Source organism: Mesorhizobium sp. M8A.F.Ca.ET.165.01.1.1 (genome assembly GCF_004792065.1).
Lineage (GTDB): Bacteria > Pseudomonadota > Alphaproteobacteria > Rhizobiales > Rhizobiaceae > Mesorhizobium.
In genome coordinates, this window is record NZ_SRTH01000015.1 from 123,475 (window position 1) to 140,799 (window position 17,325).

Annotated in this window: 15 protein-coding genes; 12 read left to right on the top strand and 3 right to left on the bottom strand. The window is 61.5% G+C overall.

Annotated elements, in window-relative coordinates:
• Positions 1 to 3: 3 nt before the first annotated feature.
• The 12 genes from sucD (at position 4) to EN808_RS28925 (ending at position 14,163) form a co-directional block, all read left to right on the top strand.
• Positions 4 to 903, top strand: a complete 900-nt coding sequence (gene sucD, locus EN808_RS28870; protein ID WP_135880818.1) for a succinate--CoA ligase subunit alpha — start codon at positions 4 to 6, stop codon at positions 901 to 903.
• Between the two features lie 65 nt (positions 904 to 968).
• Positions 969 to 1,937, top strand: a complete 969-nt coding sequence (locus EN808_RS28875; RefSeq protein ID WP_135917452.1) for a D-glycerate dehydrogenase — start codon at positions 969 to 971, stop codon at positions 1,935 to 1,937.
• Complete coding sequence (locus tag EN808_RS28880; RefSeq protein WP_135917454.1) at positions 1,938 to 3,239, top strand: DUF4147 domain-containing protein; 1,302 nt, start codon at positions 1,938 to 1,940, stop codon at positions 3,237 to 3,239.
• 159 nt (positions 3,240 to 3,398) lie between these two features.
• Positions 3,399 to 4,121: an XRE family transcriptional regulator gene (locus EN808_RS28885; protein WP_135917456.1), complete on the top strand. Its 723-nt coding sequence runs from the start codon at positions 3,399 to 3,401 to the stop codon at positions 4,119 to 4,121.
• Between the two features lie 304 nt (positions 4,122 to 4,425).
• A complete protein-coding gene (locus EN808_RS28890) occupies positions 4,426 to 5,322 on the top strand; it encodes a glutamine amidotransferase family protein (RefSeq protein ID WP_135917458.1) in 897 nt (298 codons plus the stop codon).
• Positions 5,323 to 5,325: 3 nt separating this feature from the next.
• Positions 5,326 to 6,066, top strand: coding sequence for a GXGXG domain-containing protein (locus tag EN808_RS28895; RefSeq protein WP_135880813.1), 741 nt, complete (start codon positions 5,326 to 5,328; stop codon positions 6,064 to 6,066).
• 10 nt (positions 6,067 to 6,076) lie between these two features.
• Positions 6,077 to 7,405 (top strand): FMN-binding glutamate synthase family protein, encoded by a 1,329-nt coding sequence (locus EN808_RS28900; RefSeq protein WP_135880812.1) that lies wholly within the window; start codon positions 6,077 to 6,079, stop codon positions 7,403 to 7,405.
• Positions 7,406 to 7,431: 26 nt separating this feature from the next.
• Positions 7,432 to 8,775 carry a type III glutamate--ammonia ligase gene (glnT, locus tag EN808_RS28905; RefSeq protein WP_135917461.1) on the top strand — a complete coding sequence of 448 codons (1,344 nt, stop codon included), beginning with the start codon at positions 7,432 to 7,434 and terminating at the stop codon, positions 8,773 to 8,775.
• A gap of 111 nt (positions 8,776 to 8,886) precedes the next feature.
• A complete protein-coding gene (locus tag EN808_RS28910) occupies positions 8,887 to 10,140 on the top strand; it encodes a sarcosine oxidase subunit beta family protein (RefSeq protein ID WP_135880810.1) in 1,254 nt (417 codons plus the stop codon).
• A gap of 24 nt (positions 10,141 to 10,164) precedes the next feature.
• Entirely contained in the window at positions 10,165 to 10,488 is a 324-nt protein-coding gene (locus EN808_RS28915) for a sarcosine oxidase subunit delta (protein ID WP_135917463.1), read from the top strand.
• Positions 10,485 to 13,538 carry a sarcosine oxidase subunit alpha family protein gene (locus tag EN808_RS28920; RefSeq protein ID WP_135917465.1) on the top strand — a complete coding sequence of 1,018 codons (3,054 nt, stop codon included), beginning with the start codon at positions 10,485 to 10,487 and terminating at the stop codon, positions 13,536 to 13,538. The genes EN808_RS28915 and EN808_RS28920 overlap by 4 nt, the downstream gene beginning before the upstream one ends.
• Positions 13,539 to 13,632: 94 nt before the next feature.
• Positions 13,633 to 14,163, top strand: coding sequence for a sarcosine oxidase subunit gamma family protein (locus EN808_RS28925; protein ID WP_348630945.1), 531 nt, complete (start codon positions 13,633 to 13,635; stop codon positions 14,161 to 14,163).
• Between the two features lie 307 nt (positions 14,164 to 14,470).
• Here EN808_RS28925 and folK read toward each other — a convergent pair whose 3' ends face one another.
• The 3 genes from folK to EN808_RS28935 all read right to left on the bottom strand — a co-directional run bounded on the left by folK (position 14,471) and on the right by EN808_RS28935 (position 17,305).
• Entirely contained in the window at positions 14,471 to 15,322 is an 852-nt protein-coding gene (gene folK / locus EN808_RS28930; RefSeq protein WP_189522234.1) for a 2-amino-4-hydroxy-6-hydroxymethyldihydropteridine diphosphokinase, read from the bottom strand.
• Positions 15,323 to 15,399: 77 nt separating this feature from the next.
• Entirely contained in the window at positions 15,400 to 15,624 is a 225-nt protein-coding gene (locus EN808_RS36485) for a hypothetical protein (protein ID WP_189524184.1), read from the bottom strand.
• 1 nt (position 15,625) lies between these two features.
• Complete coding sequence (locus EN808_RS28935; RefSeq protein ID WP_135917470.1) at positions 15,626 to 17,305, bottom strand: formate--tetrahydrofolate ligase; 1,680 nt, start codon at positions 17,303 to 17,305, stop codon at positions 15,626 to 15,628.
• Positions 17,306 to 17,325: the final 20 nt, after the last annotated feature.

A 17,325-nucleotide genomic window follows, 5' to 3' on the forward strand; every position in this document is an offset into this window, starting at 1 on the left:
AAAATGGCAATCCTGCTCAACCGCAGCACCCGCGTCATCGTCCAGGGGTTTACCGGGAAGATCGGCAGTTTTCATGCCGAGGATATGCAGCGATACGGGACCAAGGTGGTTGGTGGCGTCACGCCCGGCAAGGGCGGCCAGACGCATCTCGGCCTGCCCGTCTTCAACACGGTCAAGGGCGCCGTGCGTGAGACCCGCGCGGAAGCGAGCATCGTCTTCGTGCCACCGCCCTTCGCCGCAGATTCGATCATGGAAGCCGCCGACGCCGGCATCAAACTCTGCGTCTGCATCACCGACGGCATCCCCTCGCAGGACATGATGCAGGTAAAGCGCTACATGCGCCGCTACCGCTTCGAGGACCGAATGCGGCTGATCGGCCCGAACTGCGCCGGCATGATCACGCCGGGACAGGCGCTGATGGGCATCATGCCGGGCAACATCTACCTGCCCGGCCGCGTCGGCATCGTCGGCCGCTCCGGCACGCTCGGCTATGAGGCGGCCTCGCAGATGAAGGCGCTCGGCATCGGTGTATCGACCAGCGTCGGCATCGGCGGCGACCCGATCAATGGGTCGTCCTTCCGCGACATTCTTGAACTGTTCGAGAAGGATGATGACACCGACGCGGTGGTCATGATTGGTGAAATCGGCGGATCGCAAGAAGCCGAGGCCGCCGAGTGGGCCAGATCGAATATGAAGAAACCGTTGATCGCCTACATCGCCGGGCTCTCTGCGCCGAAGGGAAGACGTATGGGCCATGCCGGAGCAATCATTTCCGCCTTCGGCGAGTCTGCACAGGAGAAGGTGGAGATCCTGCGTGACGCCGGCGTGACCATTGTGCCGACACCCGCCGCGTTCGGCGCTACAGTGGCCGGCGTGCTCGCCGAGCAAATGAAAGCCGCCTGATCCGAGTTCGTGCAATCGGGATTGGTTTTGACGGGCGATCCTTATCCAACCGGCGAGGAACTCGCATGAAGCCGCGCATAATTGTGACGAGGCGTTGGCCCGACGCTGTCGAGCGCGTCCTTGCGGAACGCTTCGACGTCACGCTGAACCAGGGAGATATTCCTTTCACATCGACGCAGCTCAAGGCCGCGATGGCGGGCTTTGATGCGATTCTGCCGACGGTCAGCGACAAGCTGCCCGCGTCTGTTTTTCCCGATGAGGACGGGCGCACCAAGTTGATCGCAAATTTCGGAGTTGGGTTCAGTCACATCGATCTCGATGCCGCCAGGCAGCGCGGCATCCTAGTGACAAACACGCCAGGCGTACTGACGGATTGCACCGCCGATATTGCCCTGAGCTTGCTGCTCGCGGTTGCGAGGCGCACCGGCGAGGGCGAACGCCAATTGCGGGCGGGAAAATGGTCGGGATGGTGTCCGACCCATATGATTGGCGCCAAAGTTTCGGGCAAGACGCTAGGCATCATCGGGATGGGGCGCATAGGCAAGGCAGTTGCGAAGCGTGCCCGTTTCGGCTTTGGCATGGACATCATATTCTTCAATCGCTCGCGCGTGGATGATGATGAGCTCCGGGCGATGGCTGCCACGCAGGTATCAAGCATCGAAGAAGTCCTCAATCGATCGGATTTCGTGTCGCTGCATTGCCCCGGAGGGGCCGAAAATCGACACTTGATCGACGTCAAGCGCATCGGCGCAATGAAGCCCGGGGGATTTCTGATCAATACGGCCAGAGGTGACGTTGTCGATCAGGATGCGCTTATTCAGGCGCTCGAGAACCGCACCATCGCTGGCGCCGGCCTGGATGTATTTGCCGAAGAGCCTCTCGTCCCCGAACGGCTCTTGCGATTGAACAATGTTGTTCTGCTTCCGCACCTGGGCTCTGCCACCGAAGAGACACGCGTGGCGATGGGGATGAAGGCGGTGGACAACCTGATCGCCTTCTCCGAGGGGCGTCAACCGCCCGACAGGGTGACCTAGGTGGTCATCCAATCGGCTGGCGTGCTCAAGGCCCTTCGCCAAGAGGCTGTAGCCCTGTTTCGCGACGGCGTGGCGGCAGCAAATCCTGAACACGCAGTGTCCGCGGCGTTGCTTGAGCGCAGTGAGCTGCTCGAGCGGGCGTCGCGGATCATTCTGGTCGCCTTCGGCAAGGCAGCCTGCTCCATGACGCGGGCTGCCCTGCCTTTTGTCCGCGACAAGTTGGAGAGGGCCATCGCCCTCACCAATCACGAGAACATCGACCCCATTGATGGGGTCCAGGTGATCACCGGCGGCCACCCGATCCCGGATCAGGGCAGCATTGCGGGCGCAGCGGCGATCGAGAATGCCGTTGCGGGCGCGCGGGACGGCGACCTGGTTCTTGTTCTGGTCAGCGGTGGCGGCTCGGCCTTGCTGTGTGCGCCGCCGTTGGGCATCGAACTCGCCGACAAGATAGCCCTCAACAAAGTATTGGTTCACTCCGGGGCGGACATTGGCGAGATCAATTCCGTCCGGCCATTGTTCTCGCGACTTAAGGGCGGCCAGCTTGCCCGTTTGGCGGGAAAAGCCCGCGTATTATCATTAATTCTCTCGGACGTTCGTGGCGACAAAGTCTCGGCAATCGCCAGCGGACCGACCGCGATGCCCGATGTCTCGGCCCGACGAGCAGTTGAGGTGCTTGATAAATATGGACTGCGGCCGAAGTTAACCACCGCTTTGAATTGCCGGCTTGATGAGTTCCAAGCGGTACCTCACGAGGCCGCGTATGATTTCGACAATGTCGAGAATGTCATTGTCGGGAGCAATCTGATCAGTCAGCGAAGGGTAGCTGACAAGGCCCGCATCCGGTTTCATTCCGTGGTTCACCCAAATGACTGGCTTTGCGGAGATGTCCTTGCTGCTGCAGCCACGCTCCACAAACGCGCACGCACGGCCGCCGAACACAATGCGCCTGTGGCACTGGTCTTTGGCGGGGAAACCACCGTAAAGGTGAGGGGTAGTGGGACCGGCGGGCGTAATCAGGAACTCGCCTTATGCTTTGCTCTGCTGAACGAACATTTGCCTATACGCAGACCATGGGTTTTTCTCAGTGGTGGAACCGACGGTCTTGACGGACCGACGGATTCAGCGGGCGGCATAGTTGATGTTGGCTCGCTTGACCGGATGCGGAAGACGGGCCTCGATCCCCTCGGCAGCCTGGAGAACAACGATTCCTACCGGGCGCTTGCTGGCTCAGGGGACTTGTTGATTACCGGCGCGACCGGCACCAATGTTGCCGATATTCAGATTGTCCTGATGCGCTGACCTTCAGTGTCCTCGGGCGCCCGGATAGTGCCGGCACCCTTTAACAACGCTTCGATGACAGCCAGCCGTGCCCAGTGCCAGGAGTCGGCGTATTGTAAGGTGTGGCAAATATGTTTACCTAAAGTGAAATCGTAGGGTCTGGGATTTGGGCGGTTCGAAATGGCAAAAGTCAAAAAGCTTGTGACGGCCGCCAAGGTGTCTGTCAACGAGCCAGAGGGCAAACCGCCCGCGGCGCCAGCCGTCCCACGTTCTGCTGTCTTGTCCCAGGATCCCCATGCCGTTCGCGATGCCAGGGAGAAAGTCCTTGAGCTTGCGATCGGTCGCGAGGTCCGAGCCTTTCGCAAGAAACTGGGCATTACTGTCGCGGACCTTGCGAGCACCACGAATATCTCGCTCGGCATGCTGTCGAAGATCGAGAACGGGATAACATCACCGTCCTTGACGACGCTACAGACGCTTTCCAATGCCCTGGGCGTGCCGATCACGGCCTTTTTTCGACGCTTCGAGGAGGATCGAAACGCTGTTTTCGTCAAGGCAGGCGAGGGCATGGACGTTGAACGGCGTGGCACCCGGGCAGGTCATCAGTACACCTTGCTTGGCCATATCGGTTCGAACACCAGCGGAGTCGAGGTCGAGCCCTACCTCATTACCTTGACGGAAGACTCCGACGTCTTTCCAATGTTCCAGCATGATGGCATGGAATTTCTCTACATGCTCGAGGGCGAGGTTGTGTATCGCCACGGCGGCAAGCTCTACCGCATGTTGCCTGGCGATAGCTTGTTCTTCGATGCTGATGCCCCGCACGGACCGGAAGAACTGATCAAACTTCCAATGCGCTACCTTTCCATCATCTCGTATCCGCAGAGCGGCGGACAGGATTAGCTGGGCAGAGGACCACGGGAACACGGGTTTATTTTGTGGCCGACTGAGGCCCTTAACCCAGCGGCGTTGCCTATTCTCGTCAACGCCTTCGCCAGCCTTGTCAGGCAGCCTTCGAGAATTTCTATAAAAAGCAGATAGTTGGCTCTCGCTGCTATCATCAGTTGGGTATGGTTCTGGCCTGTATGCGAGAAAAAAATGGTGTCCGCTTATTTCTCCCTCAGGAAAAAAAAATTCATGACAGTTGATTTGCCAATTTGGACCTGCTACCAAAATTGTCAGCTGCAATCACTATGGAGTGGCCGTCATGTGCGGAATCGTGGGGCTTTTTTTGAAGGACAAATCGCTTCAACCCCAATTGGGTGCGATGTTGTCCGAGATGTTGATCTCTATGACGGATCGCGGACCTGATAGTGCGGGCATTGCTATCTACGGACCTGCCACGCCTGGCCGCGCCAAGGTCACCATTCAGTCGCAGTCGCCGCAGTCCGATTTTGCCGGATTGGCAGCGGAGCTGCGCAAGAAGATTGGCGTCGAGGTCAAGGTCGCTGTCAATTCGACGCATGCCGTCATCGACGTCCCCTCAGACCGGATCGATGCGACCCGTGCGGCGCTTGGCGAGATCAGGCCATCGATCCGCGTCATGGGTTCGGGCGATAACGTCGAAATTTACAAGGAAGTGGGCTTGCCTGGGGACGTGGTCGATCGTTTCGGCCTGTCCAAGATGATTGGAACGCACGGCATCGGTCATACCCGTATGGCCACCGAATCGGCGGTGACGACCATGGGCGCCCATCCGTTTTCCACGGGGCCGGACCAGTGTCTGGTTCATAACGGCTCGCTGTCAAACCACAACAACGTTCGTCGTGAACTCAAGCGCGAAGGCATGAAGTTCGAAACCGAGAATGATACCGAGGTGGCGGCTGCTTATCTTTCATCGAAGATGGCTCACGGTATGAAGCTTGGCGAAGCGCTGGAGCACACACTCGGCGATCTGGATGGCTTCTTCACTTTTGTCGTTGGCACCAAATCAGGCTTCGGCGTGGTCCGTGACCCCATCGCCTGCAAGCCGGCAGTTCTCGCCGAAACCGACCAGTATGTGGCCTTCGGGTCGGAATACCGCGCTCTCGCGATGCTGCCTGGCATAGAAAACGCCAAGGTTTGGGAACCTGAGCCAGCAACTGTCTATTTCTGGGAGCATTGAGGTATGCATACGACCAATCTTGCCACGGCCGCAGCGCCGCGCAGTTCGGACCATTCAGCGGTTAAGTTCGATCTTGCCAAGACGCCGCTACGGGAACTCAACCAGGCGCTTCACAACATCAAGCCGGGGTCCAACGAGACGGCTTGGGAAATTCTAAACCCCGGCGGCGGGCATGCTGTCGCTGCTGGAGTGGACCAGCCAATCACTGTCGATATCAGGGGCAGCGTTGGCTATTACTGCGGCGGCATGAATAGCCAGGGCACCATTACGGTACATGGGTCGGCCGGACCTGGTGTTGGCGAAAACATGATGTCGGGTGAAATCATCGTGAAGGGTGACGCCAGCCAGTACGCTGGCGCTACCGGCAGGGGTGGCTTGCTGGTTATTGAAGGCAATGCGTCTTCGCGCTGCGGGATCTCCATGAAGGGCATCGATATCGTCGTTCATGGCGATATCGGACACATGTCGGCTTTCATGGCGCAATCAGGGCATCTGGTGGTACTCGGCGATGCGGGAGACGCGCTCGGAGACTCCATCTACGAAGCGAAGTTGTTCGTCAGGGGCAAGGTCCAGAGTCTTGGAGCCGACTGCATCGCCAAGGAAATGCGTCCCGAGCACATCGCCAAGCTGCAGGAACTGCTCGACCGCGCCGGTGTCAAGGGCGTGAAGCCGGAGGAGTTCACGCGCTACGGCTCCGCGCGCACCTTGTACAATTTCAACATCGACAACGCCGCCGCGTATTGAGGCCAGCATCATGACCTATCAGAATCCGCCAACCATCCCGCGCAAATCCGCGACGTTCGACGACTATACGATGTCGGAAATCCGCCGCGCCGCGGCCACGGGCATCTACGATATTCGCGGTAGCGGCGCCAAGCGCAAGCTCCCGCACTTCGATGACCTTTTGTTCCTCGGCGCGTCAATCTCCCGCTATCCGCTCGAAGGTTACCGTGAAAAGTGTGACACGACCGTCATACTCGGCGCACGCAACGCCAAGAAGCCGATTACATTGAAGATCCCGATCACTGTTGCCGGCATGAGTTTTGGCTCGCTGTCTGGCCCAGCCAAAGAGGCGCTGGGACGCGGTGCCACGCTGTCGGGAACATCAACGACTACCGGCGATGGCGGGATGACCGAGGAAGAACGAGGCCACTCGCAAACGCTGGTCTATCAGTATCTGCCCTCGCGTTATGGAATGAACCCGCGCGATCTTCGCCGCGCCGACGCAATCGAGATCGTTGTAGGCCAGGGTGCTAAGCCCGGCGGCGGCGGCATGCTGCTTGGCCAGAAGATCTCTGACCGCGTTGCCGAAATGCGCACGTTGCCCAAGGGGATCGACCAGCGTTCGGCTTGCCGGCATCCTGACTGGACAGGACCTGACGATCTTGAGATCAAGATTCTCGAGATCCGTGAGATCACCGATTGGGAAAAGCCTATCTACGTCAAGGTCGGTGGCGCACGTCCTTATTATGACACCGCGCTTGCGGTGAAGGCGGGTGCCGACGTGGTCGTGCTTGATGGAATGCAGGGCGGCACCGCCGCAACCCAGGAAGTGTTTATTGAAAACGTGGGCCAGCCTATACTTGCCTGCATTCGGCCCGCCGTCCAGGCGTTGCAAGATCTCGGCATGCACCGAAAGGTGCAACTCATCGTCTCTGGAGGCATCCGCAACGGCGCCGATGTCGCCAAGGCGTTGGCGCTGGGGGCCGATGCCGTGTCGATCGGAACGGCGGCGCTTATTGCTCTAGGCGACAACGATCCGCGTTGGGAGTCCGAGTACCAGAAACTTGGAACCACTGCTGGCGCATATGACGACTGGCACGAAGGCAAGGATCCGGCCGGTATCACCACGCAGGACCCCGAGCTGATGAAGCGGGTCGATCCGATCGCGGCGGGGCGACGGTTGGCCAACTACCTGAAGGTGATGACGCTGGAAGCGCAGACGATCGCGCGTGCGTGCGGGAAGAATCATCTGCACAATCTGGAGCCGGAGGACCTTTGTGCCCTGACGCTTGAGTCAGCAGCCATGGCCGGCGTGCCTTTGGCTGGCACGAACTGGGTACCGGGCAAAAACACCTTCTGATTCAGCAAAGCTGGGAGAGACAAGCTATGGGAACGGCTTTCGAGAGCAAACTGGAGCCTAAGGCGGCAACCGATCTGGGTGAATTCGCCAAGGCGCGGAGCATCAAGTATTTCATGATCTCCTATACCGACCTTTTTGGTGGGCAGCGCGCCAAGCTGGTTCCCGCTCAAGCAATCGCCGACATGCAGAAGGATGGTGCCGGTTTTGCCGGCTTCGCCACCTGGCTCGACCTGACGCCGGCACATCCCGACATGCTGGCGGTTCCGGATGCCTCCTCCGTCATCCAACTGCCGTGGAAGAGGGATGTAGCCTGGGTCGCCTCAGACTGCGTGATGGAAGGCAAAGGCGTCGAACAGGCGCCACGCAACACACTCAAGCGTCTGGTGGCGGACGCGGCCGAATTGGGCATGCGCGTCAAGACCGGTGTCGAGCCGGAGTTCTTCCTGACGACGCCGGGGGGAGAGAAAATCTCCGACGAGTACGATACCGCGGCGAAGTCCTGCTACGACCAGCAGGCCGTCATGCGTCGCTACGATGTCATCGCCGAGATCTGTGACGCCATGCTGGAGCTTGGCTGGAACCCCTATCAGAGTGACCATGAGGACGCGAACGGCCAGTTCGAGATGAACTGGCAGTATGACGACGTGCTGCCGACCGCGGACAAGCACTCGTTCTTCAAGTTCATGGTCAAGTCGATCGCAGAAAAGCACGGCTTGCGCGCCACCTTCATGCCGAAGCCATTCCAGGGTCTGACCGGAAATGGCTGCCACGCCCACATCTCGGTATGGGACCTTGCCGGCAAAACCAATGCGTTCGCAGACAAGAGCATGGAGCTGGGCCTTTCCCAACAGGGCCGGCATTTCCTCGGCGGCATCATGAAGCATGCCTCGGCACTTGCCGCGATCACCAATCCCACGGTCAATTCCTACAAGCGCATCAATGCCCCACGCACGATCTCCGGCGCGACATGGGCTCCCAACACGGTGACCTGGACCGGCAACAACCGAACCCACATGGTGCGCGTGCCTGGCCCTGGCCGCTTCGAACTCCGCCTGCCCGATGGCGCCGCCAACCCTTATCTCATGCAGGCAGTCATTCTCGCTGCTGGTCTTTCCGGAATTCGCACGAAAGCCGATCCGGGCGAACGCTCCGACATCGACATGTACAAGGACGGCCACAGCGTAACCAACGGTCCGAAGCTACCGCTAAACCTGCTCGACGCGCTGCGCCAATACGACAAGGACATCGAACTCAAGGCCGCGATGGGCGAGGAGTTTTCGACGGCGTTTCTCAAGCTGAAGCATCAGGAATGGAACTCCTATGCCTCCCATTTCACGCAATGGGAACGCGATCACACACTGGACGTCTAAATCCAAAGAGTCCGCGTGGAAAACGGCTCCGTCGCCGCCTCCGCTTCCTCCCAGGGCCCGGCGGAGCCGTTTTCGAACATTTTGGAAGTGCAACTTTCGCAGAATTGACCGATGAAATACTCCATCTTCTCCCTGGCGCGTGCGGCATTGTCCGGGCACAAAAACTGGTCCCGTACCTGGCGTGACCCGGCGCCTAAAAGTCGTTATGACGTCGTGATCATCGGCGGCGGCGGCCACGGGCTGGCCACTGCCTATTTCCTGGCCCACAAATACGGCATCAGGAATGTCGCCGTACTGGAAAAGGGCTGGATCGGCTCCGGCAATGCCGGCCGCAACACCACCATCATCCGCTCCAACTACATGCTGCCCGGCAATACCGGCTTCTACGAGCTGTCGATGAAGCTGTGGGAGCGGATGGAACAGGACCTCAACTATAACACGATGGTCAGCCAGCGCGGCATCATCAACCTCTACCATTCCGACGCCCAGCGCGACGCCTTCGCGCGGCGCGGCAACGTCATGCGCATCAACGGCATCGACGCCGATCTGCTCGACGCCACGCAGATCCGCAAGATGCTGCCGTTCCTCAACTACGACAATGCACGCTTCCCGATCCAGGGCGGACTGCTGCAACGCCGCGCGGGCACGGCGCGCCACGACGCCGTCGTGTGGGGCTATGCCCACGCGGCCGACAAGCTCGGCGTCGATGTCATCCAGAACTGCGAAGTGACCGGCTTCATCCGCGACCAGAACGGCGCGATCACCGGTGTCGAGACGTCGCGTGGCAGGATCGGCGCCGGCAAGGTCGGCATGGCGGTCGCCGGCAGCTCCTCGAAGGTGGCGGCGATGGCCGGCCTGCGCCTGCCGATCGAAAGCCACGTGCTGCAGGCCTTCGTGTCGGAAGCGATCAAGCCACTCATTCCCGGCGTCATCACCTTTGGCGCCGGCCATTTCTATGTCAGCCAGTCCGACAAGGGCGGCCTGGTCTTCGGCGGTGATCTCGACGGCTACAATTCCTATGCCCAGCGCGGCAACATGCCGGTCATGGAGGATGTCTGCGAAGGCGGCATGGCGCTGATGCCGATGATCGGCCGGGTGCGCATGCTGCGCCAGTGGGGCGGCATCATGGACATGTCCATGGACGGCACGCCGATCATCGATCGCTCGCCGGTCGACGGCCTCTACATCAATGCCGGCTGGTGCTACGGCGGTTTCAAGGCGACACCTGCCTCAGGCCTGACCTTCGCGCATCTGCTCGCCCGCGACGAACCGCATGAGGAAGCCAAACGCTTCCGCCTCGACCGCTTCCAGCGCGGCTTTATGATCGACGAAAAGGGGCAGGGGCCCCAGCCTAACCTTCACTGAAGACCAGAACAGGACTATCGGGAAATGCGCATAGCATGTCCATTTTGTGGAACGCGCGAAGTTGGCGAGTTCACCTATCTCGGTGACGCCAAACCGAAGCGCCCGGCCATGGTGGCCCTCGATGTCGCCGGCGGTGCCGTCGGCGAGGCGGAGGCGTTCTACGATTATGTCTATCTGCGCGACAACGTCGCCGGAGAGATGAACGAATACTGGTACCACGGCGGTGGCTGCCGCTCCTGGTTGCGCGTCTCCCGCAACACCGCCACGCATGAAATCACATCGGTTGTGGCTGCGCCCGGCGTAGGCGCCAGCTCTTCGCCGGCTCCAACCGCAGGTGTTAGATCATGACCGGCTCGCTGACGCTCACCTCCGCGCAAGGCAGGCCCGCGGCAGGTGCCAAGGTTCCCACGGCGGCTTCCGGCAGCGCCCAATCCAACCGCCTCGTCACCGGCGGCCTGATCGACCGTGCCGCACCGCTGAACTTCGCCTTCGACGGCAAGACGATGACTGGCTTTGCTGGTGACACGCTTGCCTCCGCGCTTGTCGCCAACGGCGTCAGGCTGGTTGGCCGCTCGTTCAAATACCATCGCCCGCGCGGCATCCTGACGGCCGGCTCGGAAGAGCCGAACGCGCTGGTCGAATTGCGCAGCGGCGCCCGCCGCGAGGCCAACACCAAGGCGACCACCACCGAGCTTTATGACGGCCTCGATGCGCTGAGCCAGAACCGCTGGCCATCGCTGCGCCACGACGTGATGGCGGTCAACCAGCTCCTGTCGCCGATCTTCGTCGCCGGGTTCTACTACAAGACCTTCATGTGGCCGGCGAAGTTCTGGGAGATGATCTATGAACCCGCCATCCGTCGCGCCGCCGGCCTTGGCCGGTCGAGCGGCCTGGCTGATCCGGATCACTACGACAAGGCCTGGGCGCATTGTGACGTGCTGGTGGCGGGCAGTGGCCCGGCCGGCATCTCCGCCGCACTCGCCGCCGGCCGCGCCGGCGCCCGCGTCATTCTCGCCGAGGAAGACAGCCGCGTCGGCGGCAGGCTCTTGTCCGATCACGCTGAGATCGACGGGCTGTTTTCGCGCGAATGGCTGACCAATGCGCTTGCCGAGCTCTCGTCCTTGCCCAACGTTCGCATCATGACCCGCACGGCGGTGTTCGGCGTCTACGACGGTGGAACCTATGGCGCCCTCGAACGCGTCAACGACCATGTGGCGACGCCCGCCAAGCATCGGGTCCGCCAGCGGCTCTGGCGCATCGTCGCCAAGCGTTGCGTGGTGGCGGCCGGCGCCATCGAGCGCCCGATCGTGTTTTCGGGTAATGATCGCCCAGGGGTGATGATGGCTTCGGCGGTCCGCACCTATATCGACCGTTTCGCCGCGACGCCGGGCAAGCGCATCGCGCTGTTCACCAACAACAATGACGGCTGGCAAACCGTCGAAGCAGCGCTGCGTGCCGGCATCGAGATATCCGGCGTCATCGATTCACGCCCGCACATTCCCGACCAGTTCCGGGCGGTTGCCGAGGCTTCCGGCTTCCGCGTCTTCAACGGCGTCGTCAGTGACGCCAGCGGCGGCGTGTCGGGAATAAGCAGGATCAGCATCGCCCAAGCCAGTGGCGGGACAGCGGAGATCGCCGCCGACACGCTGGCCATGTCCGGTGGCTGGAACCCGTCGGTCGGCCTGTCCTCGCATCAGCGCGGCCGACCCACCTGGCGCGACGACATTGCCGCCTTCGTGCCGGGCGATTGTCCGCCTGGAATGACTGTTTCTGGTGCGGCCAACGGTGACTTTTCGCTTAGCGCCTGCTTGCGTGGCGGTCATGCCTCGGGCATCGAGGCCGCCGCCGAATGCGGCCACAAGCAAAAGGCCGGCGCCGCGTCCGCGGCCGTCGCGGAGGTATTCTCGATCGCGCCGCTGTGGCATGTCGAGGGCAAGCACAAGGCATTCGTCGACTTCCAGCATGACGTCACGGCGTCGGACATTGCGCTCGCCCAGCGCGAAGGCTTTGAATCGGTCGAGCATCTGAAGCGGTACACGACGCTTGGCATGGCGACGGATCAGGGCCGCAATTCCAACGTCACCGGTCTTGCCATCATGGCCGAAGTCAGCGGGCGCACGATCCCGCAGACCGGCACCACCATCTACCGGCCGCCGCAGGTTCCGGTTGCCATCGGTGCCCTTGCCGGCCACCATCGCGACGAAAAATTCCATTCGACTCGGTTGACGCCCTCGCACCGCTGGGCCGCCGAGCGCGGCGCCGTATTCGTCGACACCGGCCTGTGGAAGCGCGCGCAATGGTATCCGCTGCCCGGCGAAAAGGACTGGCTGACGTCGGTTGACCGCGAAGTGCTGACGGTGCGCAACGGCGTTGGTTTCTGCGATGTCTCCACGCTCGGCAAGATTGACGTAATGGGTCCCGACGCCGGCGCCTTCCTCGACCGCGTCTACATCAACATCTTCTCCTCGCTCGGCGTCGGCAAGGCGCGCTATGGCCTGATGCTGCGCGACGACGGCATCGTCATGGACGACGGCACCACGTCGCGGCTTGCCGAGGACCATTATTTCCTGACCACCACCACGGCCAAGGCCGGCCCGGTGATGCAACATCTCGAATATTGCCGGCAGGTGCTGTGGCCCGAACTCGACGTGCAACTGACATCGTGCACCGACCAGTGGGCGCAATTCTCGATCGCCGGGCCGAAAACTCGCGATCTGCTGCGCGAGATCGTCGACCCGGCCGAAGACCTGTCCAATGAAGGCTTCCCCTTCATGGGCGTGCGCGAGGTGAAGCTGCGCGGCGGCGTCACGGCCCGGCTGTTCCGCATTTCTTTCTCGGGTGAAATGGCCTTCGAGATTTCCGTGCCGGCGCGCTATGGCGACGCCCTGGTGCGCAACCTGATGATTGCCGGCAAGCCGTTCGGCGTCATCTCGTATGGCACCGAGGCGCTCGGCGTCATGCGCATCGAGAAGGGCCACGTCGCAGGTCCCGAACTCAACGGCACGACGACGGCGGGTGATCTCGGCCTCGGCAAGATGGCGTCGAAGAAGAAGGATTTCGTCGGCCGCGTTCTCGCCGCTCGCGAAGGCCTCGTCGATCCGAACCGCCAGGTTGTGGTCGGCCTAAAGCCGGTCGACAAGGCACGACGGCTGCGTTCGGGCGCGCACATCATCCCCAAGGGCGCGATACCGGGACCCGACACCGACCAGGGCTACGCAACCTCGGTCTGCCACTCGCCGATGCTTGGCCAGTGGATCGGCCTTGGCCTGGTCGAGCGCGGCCGCGAGCGCTTTGGCGAAATCGTCCGTGTGCATGACCCATTGCGCGGCGAGGACTACGACGTCGAGATCTGCAATCCGGTCTTCTACGATCCCGAGGGAGGACGCCAGCGTGGCTGATTTTACCTGGACCGCCAGTTCGCCGCTGCAGCATGCAGCCGCTCCTGGTCGCCGAGGCGCGGCCGTGCTTCAACCTGGCATCGTCTTGTCGGAGGTGCGCGACTTCAGCCTGGTCCTGGTCTTCGCCCGGCGCGGGCAGGGGCCGGCCACCGCCAAGGCCGCCAAGGCACGGTTTGATGTAGAAGCGCCGTCAACGCCCCAGGCCGTCGCGGGCGAGTCCGCCACGCTGATCTGGTCAGGCGCCGACCAGTTCTATGCCCTGTTTGCCAACGCGAAGGAGCAATCGCCGGTCGACGCGCTACGCGAAAGTTTTGCAGGCAAGGCGTCGCTTTCCGATCAGTCGGACGGCCGGGCGCTGATCCGGATATCCGGCCCAAGCGCGCGCAAGATGCTGGCCAAGCTGTCATCGCTTGATCTGGACGATACGGTCTTCCCCGTCGGTGCGGCCGCCGCGACCTCGATCGACCACACCGGCGTCAATTTGTGGCGCGGCGCCAACGCTGACGATGGATCACCAGTCTTCAACGTCCTGGCTTTCACCAGCTTTGCCGATAGCATCTGGCATAGTATCTTAGACGCATCCGCCGAATATGGCACTGAGATCGTCGGTTCTGATGGGCTCTAACGGAAGCTTCATTTTTGGCGGTCGACTGCCTGCAGTCAACCCAAATCAAGCGCGTCGCCTGGTGGAGACATCAATGCAGCACTGCCGCTTTAAGTGTCATCCTCGACCGTACTGACGTGAATCTCGGTCGGCACGAGGGGCAGAGCCTTTGTAGGACGGCGCATCGATAACCTGTCTCCCCCGAGCGAAGCTCGCTTGAAAGGCTGTATCGCTCAACGGATCGCCTCTATAGTTGTGGCGCTCCCATGCACTCGGACCACAATCATGAACCATCAAAGCTCGGGATCAAACATCCGGCTGAAATCGATCAAGAGGGGTCATCCAGTCTAACGACGTCGCCGGCAATGCGCTGGAGCTGCGCCACAGCGTTCCCGACAAGTCGTCCCATTACTTTTTGCTCCGATGCGATCTCGGCCAAGGGTACCAGCACAAATGCACGATTGAACATTTCCGGATGAGGCAGGGCACAGCCTGGGAGGCGAATTTCCGCGTCACCAACGAACAGAACGTCGATATCAATGAGACGAGGCCCCCACGGTCTCTCTGGTGTACGCCCAATCTGGCTTTCGATCGCTTTGCAACGTTGCAGCAGATGGCGTGGAGGCAGACTGGTCAAGCCGATTGCACAGCCGTTGACAAACCAATCCTGGTCCGTCGCGCCCCAGGCAGCCGTCTTGTAGAAATGTGAGACGGCATCGATTTCCACGCCTTCTTCGAGGCTGAGCAATGACAATGCGGCGCGAAGGTTCGCCTGTTTGTTGCCTATGTTGCTGCCAAGGGCAAAGGCTACCCGCGACTTGCGCGCGCGGCGTACTTCGATTCCGACATGATCCAAGGCGTGGGCAATCGGGGCAGAAGGCTTGCGGATCCGGACCAGCACCTCAGACACGGATGGAAATCCGACAAGAACTCTCTCGGCGATACGGTCACCGAGCGTTTCGATCAACCTAAAGGGGCCGGAAGCCGACACCTCGACCGCGAGGTTGCATAGCGTGGCGTAGCAGACGGCCTTCGAATAGTCGTCGTCACGCACGCATTGTTCAAGATCCGAGACGCAATCGATATCGATGAAAAATTTCTGCCCCAGACGCGTCTCTTCGCTCAGCACTCCATGATACCCGTGTACGCAGAGGTTGGACACAAAAACCCGGTCGGTCACCGCCGCGATGCTGGGCCTCGGCGAATCCTCAAGCAGACCGGCTGAGTGACGGGTTGTGGGAGATGCGAACGGGACGTTCAATTGACGGCCCGTTCCAGTTCCCGCGATTCCGCGAAGCTGCCTGAGGCCTCGAAATTTTCGTCGGAAACTTTTCCAACTCCCGTCGGCGGCATGCCTGCGACATCCTCGTTGTGCGGATAAAACGGCATTGCTGCCAGCGGGCCTTGGCTGGCAGCAAGTCCGGTGGAGTCCGGCGAACACATGACGGTTTGCACAGCAATCGTCGCCGCTAACCCGTGCATCTCAGAACAGGCCTTCGATCTGGCCGGCCTCGTTGAGGAAGATCTTCTCCGAGGACGGCGCCTTGGGCAGGCCGGGCATGGTCATGACCTCGCCGCAGATGATGACGACGAAGCCGGCGCCCGCCGACAGCCTGACCTCGCGCACCGGCACGGTGTGGCCGGTCGGTGCGCCGCGCAGGTTCGGGTCGGTCGAGAACGAGTACTGGGTCTTGGCCATGCAGACCGGCAGATTGCCGTAGCCGGCGTCTTCCCAGGCCTTGAGCTGGTCGCGCACCGACTTGTCGGCGATCGCTTCCGAGCCGCGATAGATGCGCTGGACGATGGTGTTGATCTTCTCGAACAGCGGCATGTCATCGGGATAGAGCGGCGCGAACTGCGAGGCGCCGGATTCGGCCAGCGCCACCACCTTGTTGGCGAGGTCCTCGATGCCGGCGGAGCCCTTGGCCCAGTGCTTGCACAGGATCGCCTCTTCGCCCATCGAGGCGACATAGTCCTTCATCGCCTGGATCTCGGCGTCGGTGTCGGAATAGAAGTGGTTGATGGCAACCACCGCCGGCACGCCGAACTGGCGGATGTTCTCGATGTGGCGGCCGAGATTGGCGCAGCCCTTCTTGACCGCCTCGATGTTTTCCTTGCCGAGGTCTTCCTTCTTGACGCCGCCATTCATCTTCATGGCGCGCACGGTGGCGACGATGACGGCCGCTGCCGGCTTCAGGCCCGCCTTGCGGCACTTGATGTCGAAGAACTTTTCAGCGCCAAGGTCGGCGCCGAAACCGGCTTCGGTGACGACGTAGTCGGCGAGCTTCAGCGCCGTCGTGGTGGCGACGACCGAGTTGCAACCATGCGCGATGTTGGCGAACGGACCGCCATGGACGAAGGCCGGGTTGTTCTCGAGCGTCTGCACCAGGTTCGGCTGCATGGCGTCCTTCAGAAGCACGGCCATGGCGCCGTCGGCCTTGAGGTCGCGGGCATAGACCGGCGACTTGTCGCGGCGATAGGCGACGATGATGTCGCCGAGACGCTTTTCGAGATCCTTGAGGTCTGTCGACAGGCACAGGATGGCCATGACTTCGGAAGCGACGGTGATGTCGAAGCCGGCCTCGCGCGGATAGCCGTTGGCGACGCCACCGAGCGAGCAGATGATCTCGCGCAGCGCCCGGTCGTTCATGTCCATGACGCGGCGCCAGGCGACGCGGCGGGTGTCGATGCCGAGCTCATTGCCCCAGTAGATGTGGTTGTCGATCAGCGCCGACAGAAGATTGTGCGCGGTGGTGATGGCGTGGAAGTCGCCGGTGAAATGGAGGTTCATGTCCTCCATCGGCACGACCTGTGCGTAGCCGCCGCCGGCGGCACCGCCCTTGACGCCGAAATTCGGGCCGAGCGAGGCTTCGCGAATGCAGACGATCGCCTTCTTGCCGATGCGGTTGAGGCCGTCGCCCAGACCGACCGTGGTCGTGGTCTTGCCTTCGCCGGCCGGCGTCGGGTTGATGGCGGTGACCAGGATCAGCTTGCCGTCCTTGTTGCCCTTCACCGACTTGATGAACTCGGCGGAAACCTTCGCCTTGTCGTGGCCGTAGGGCAAAAGGTGCTCGGTCGGGATGCCGATCTTGGCGCCGATCTCCTGGATCTGCTTTTTCTTGGCGGCGCGCGCGATCTCGATGTCGGATGATACTTCGGCCATGGGTTCTGCCTCAATGAGAG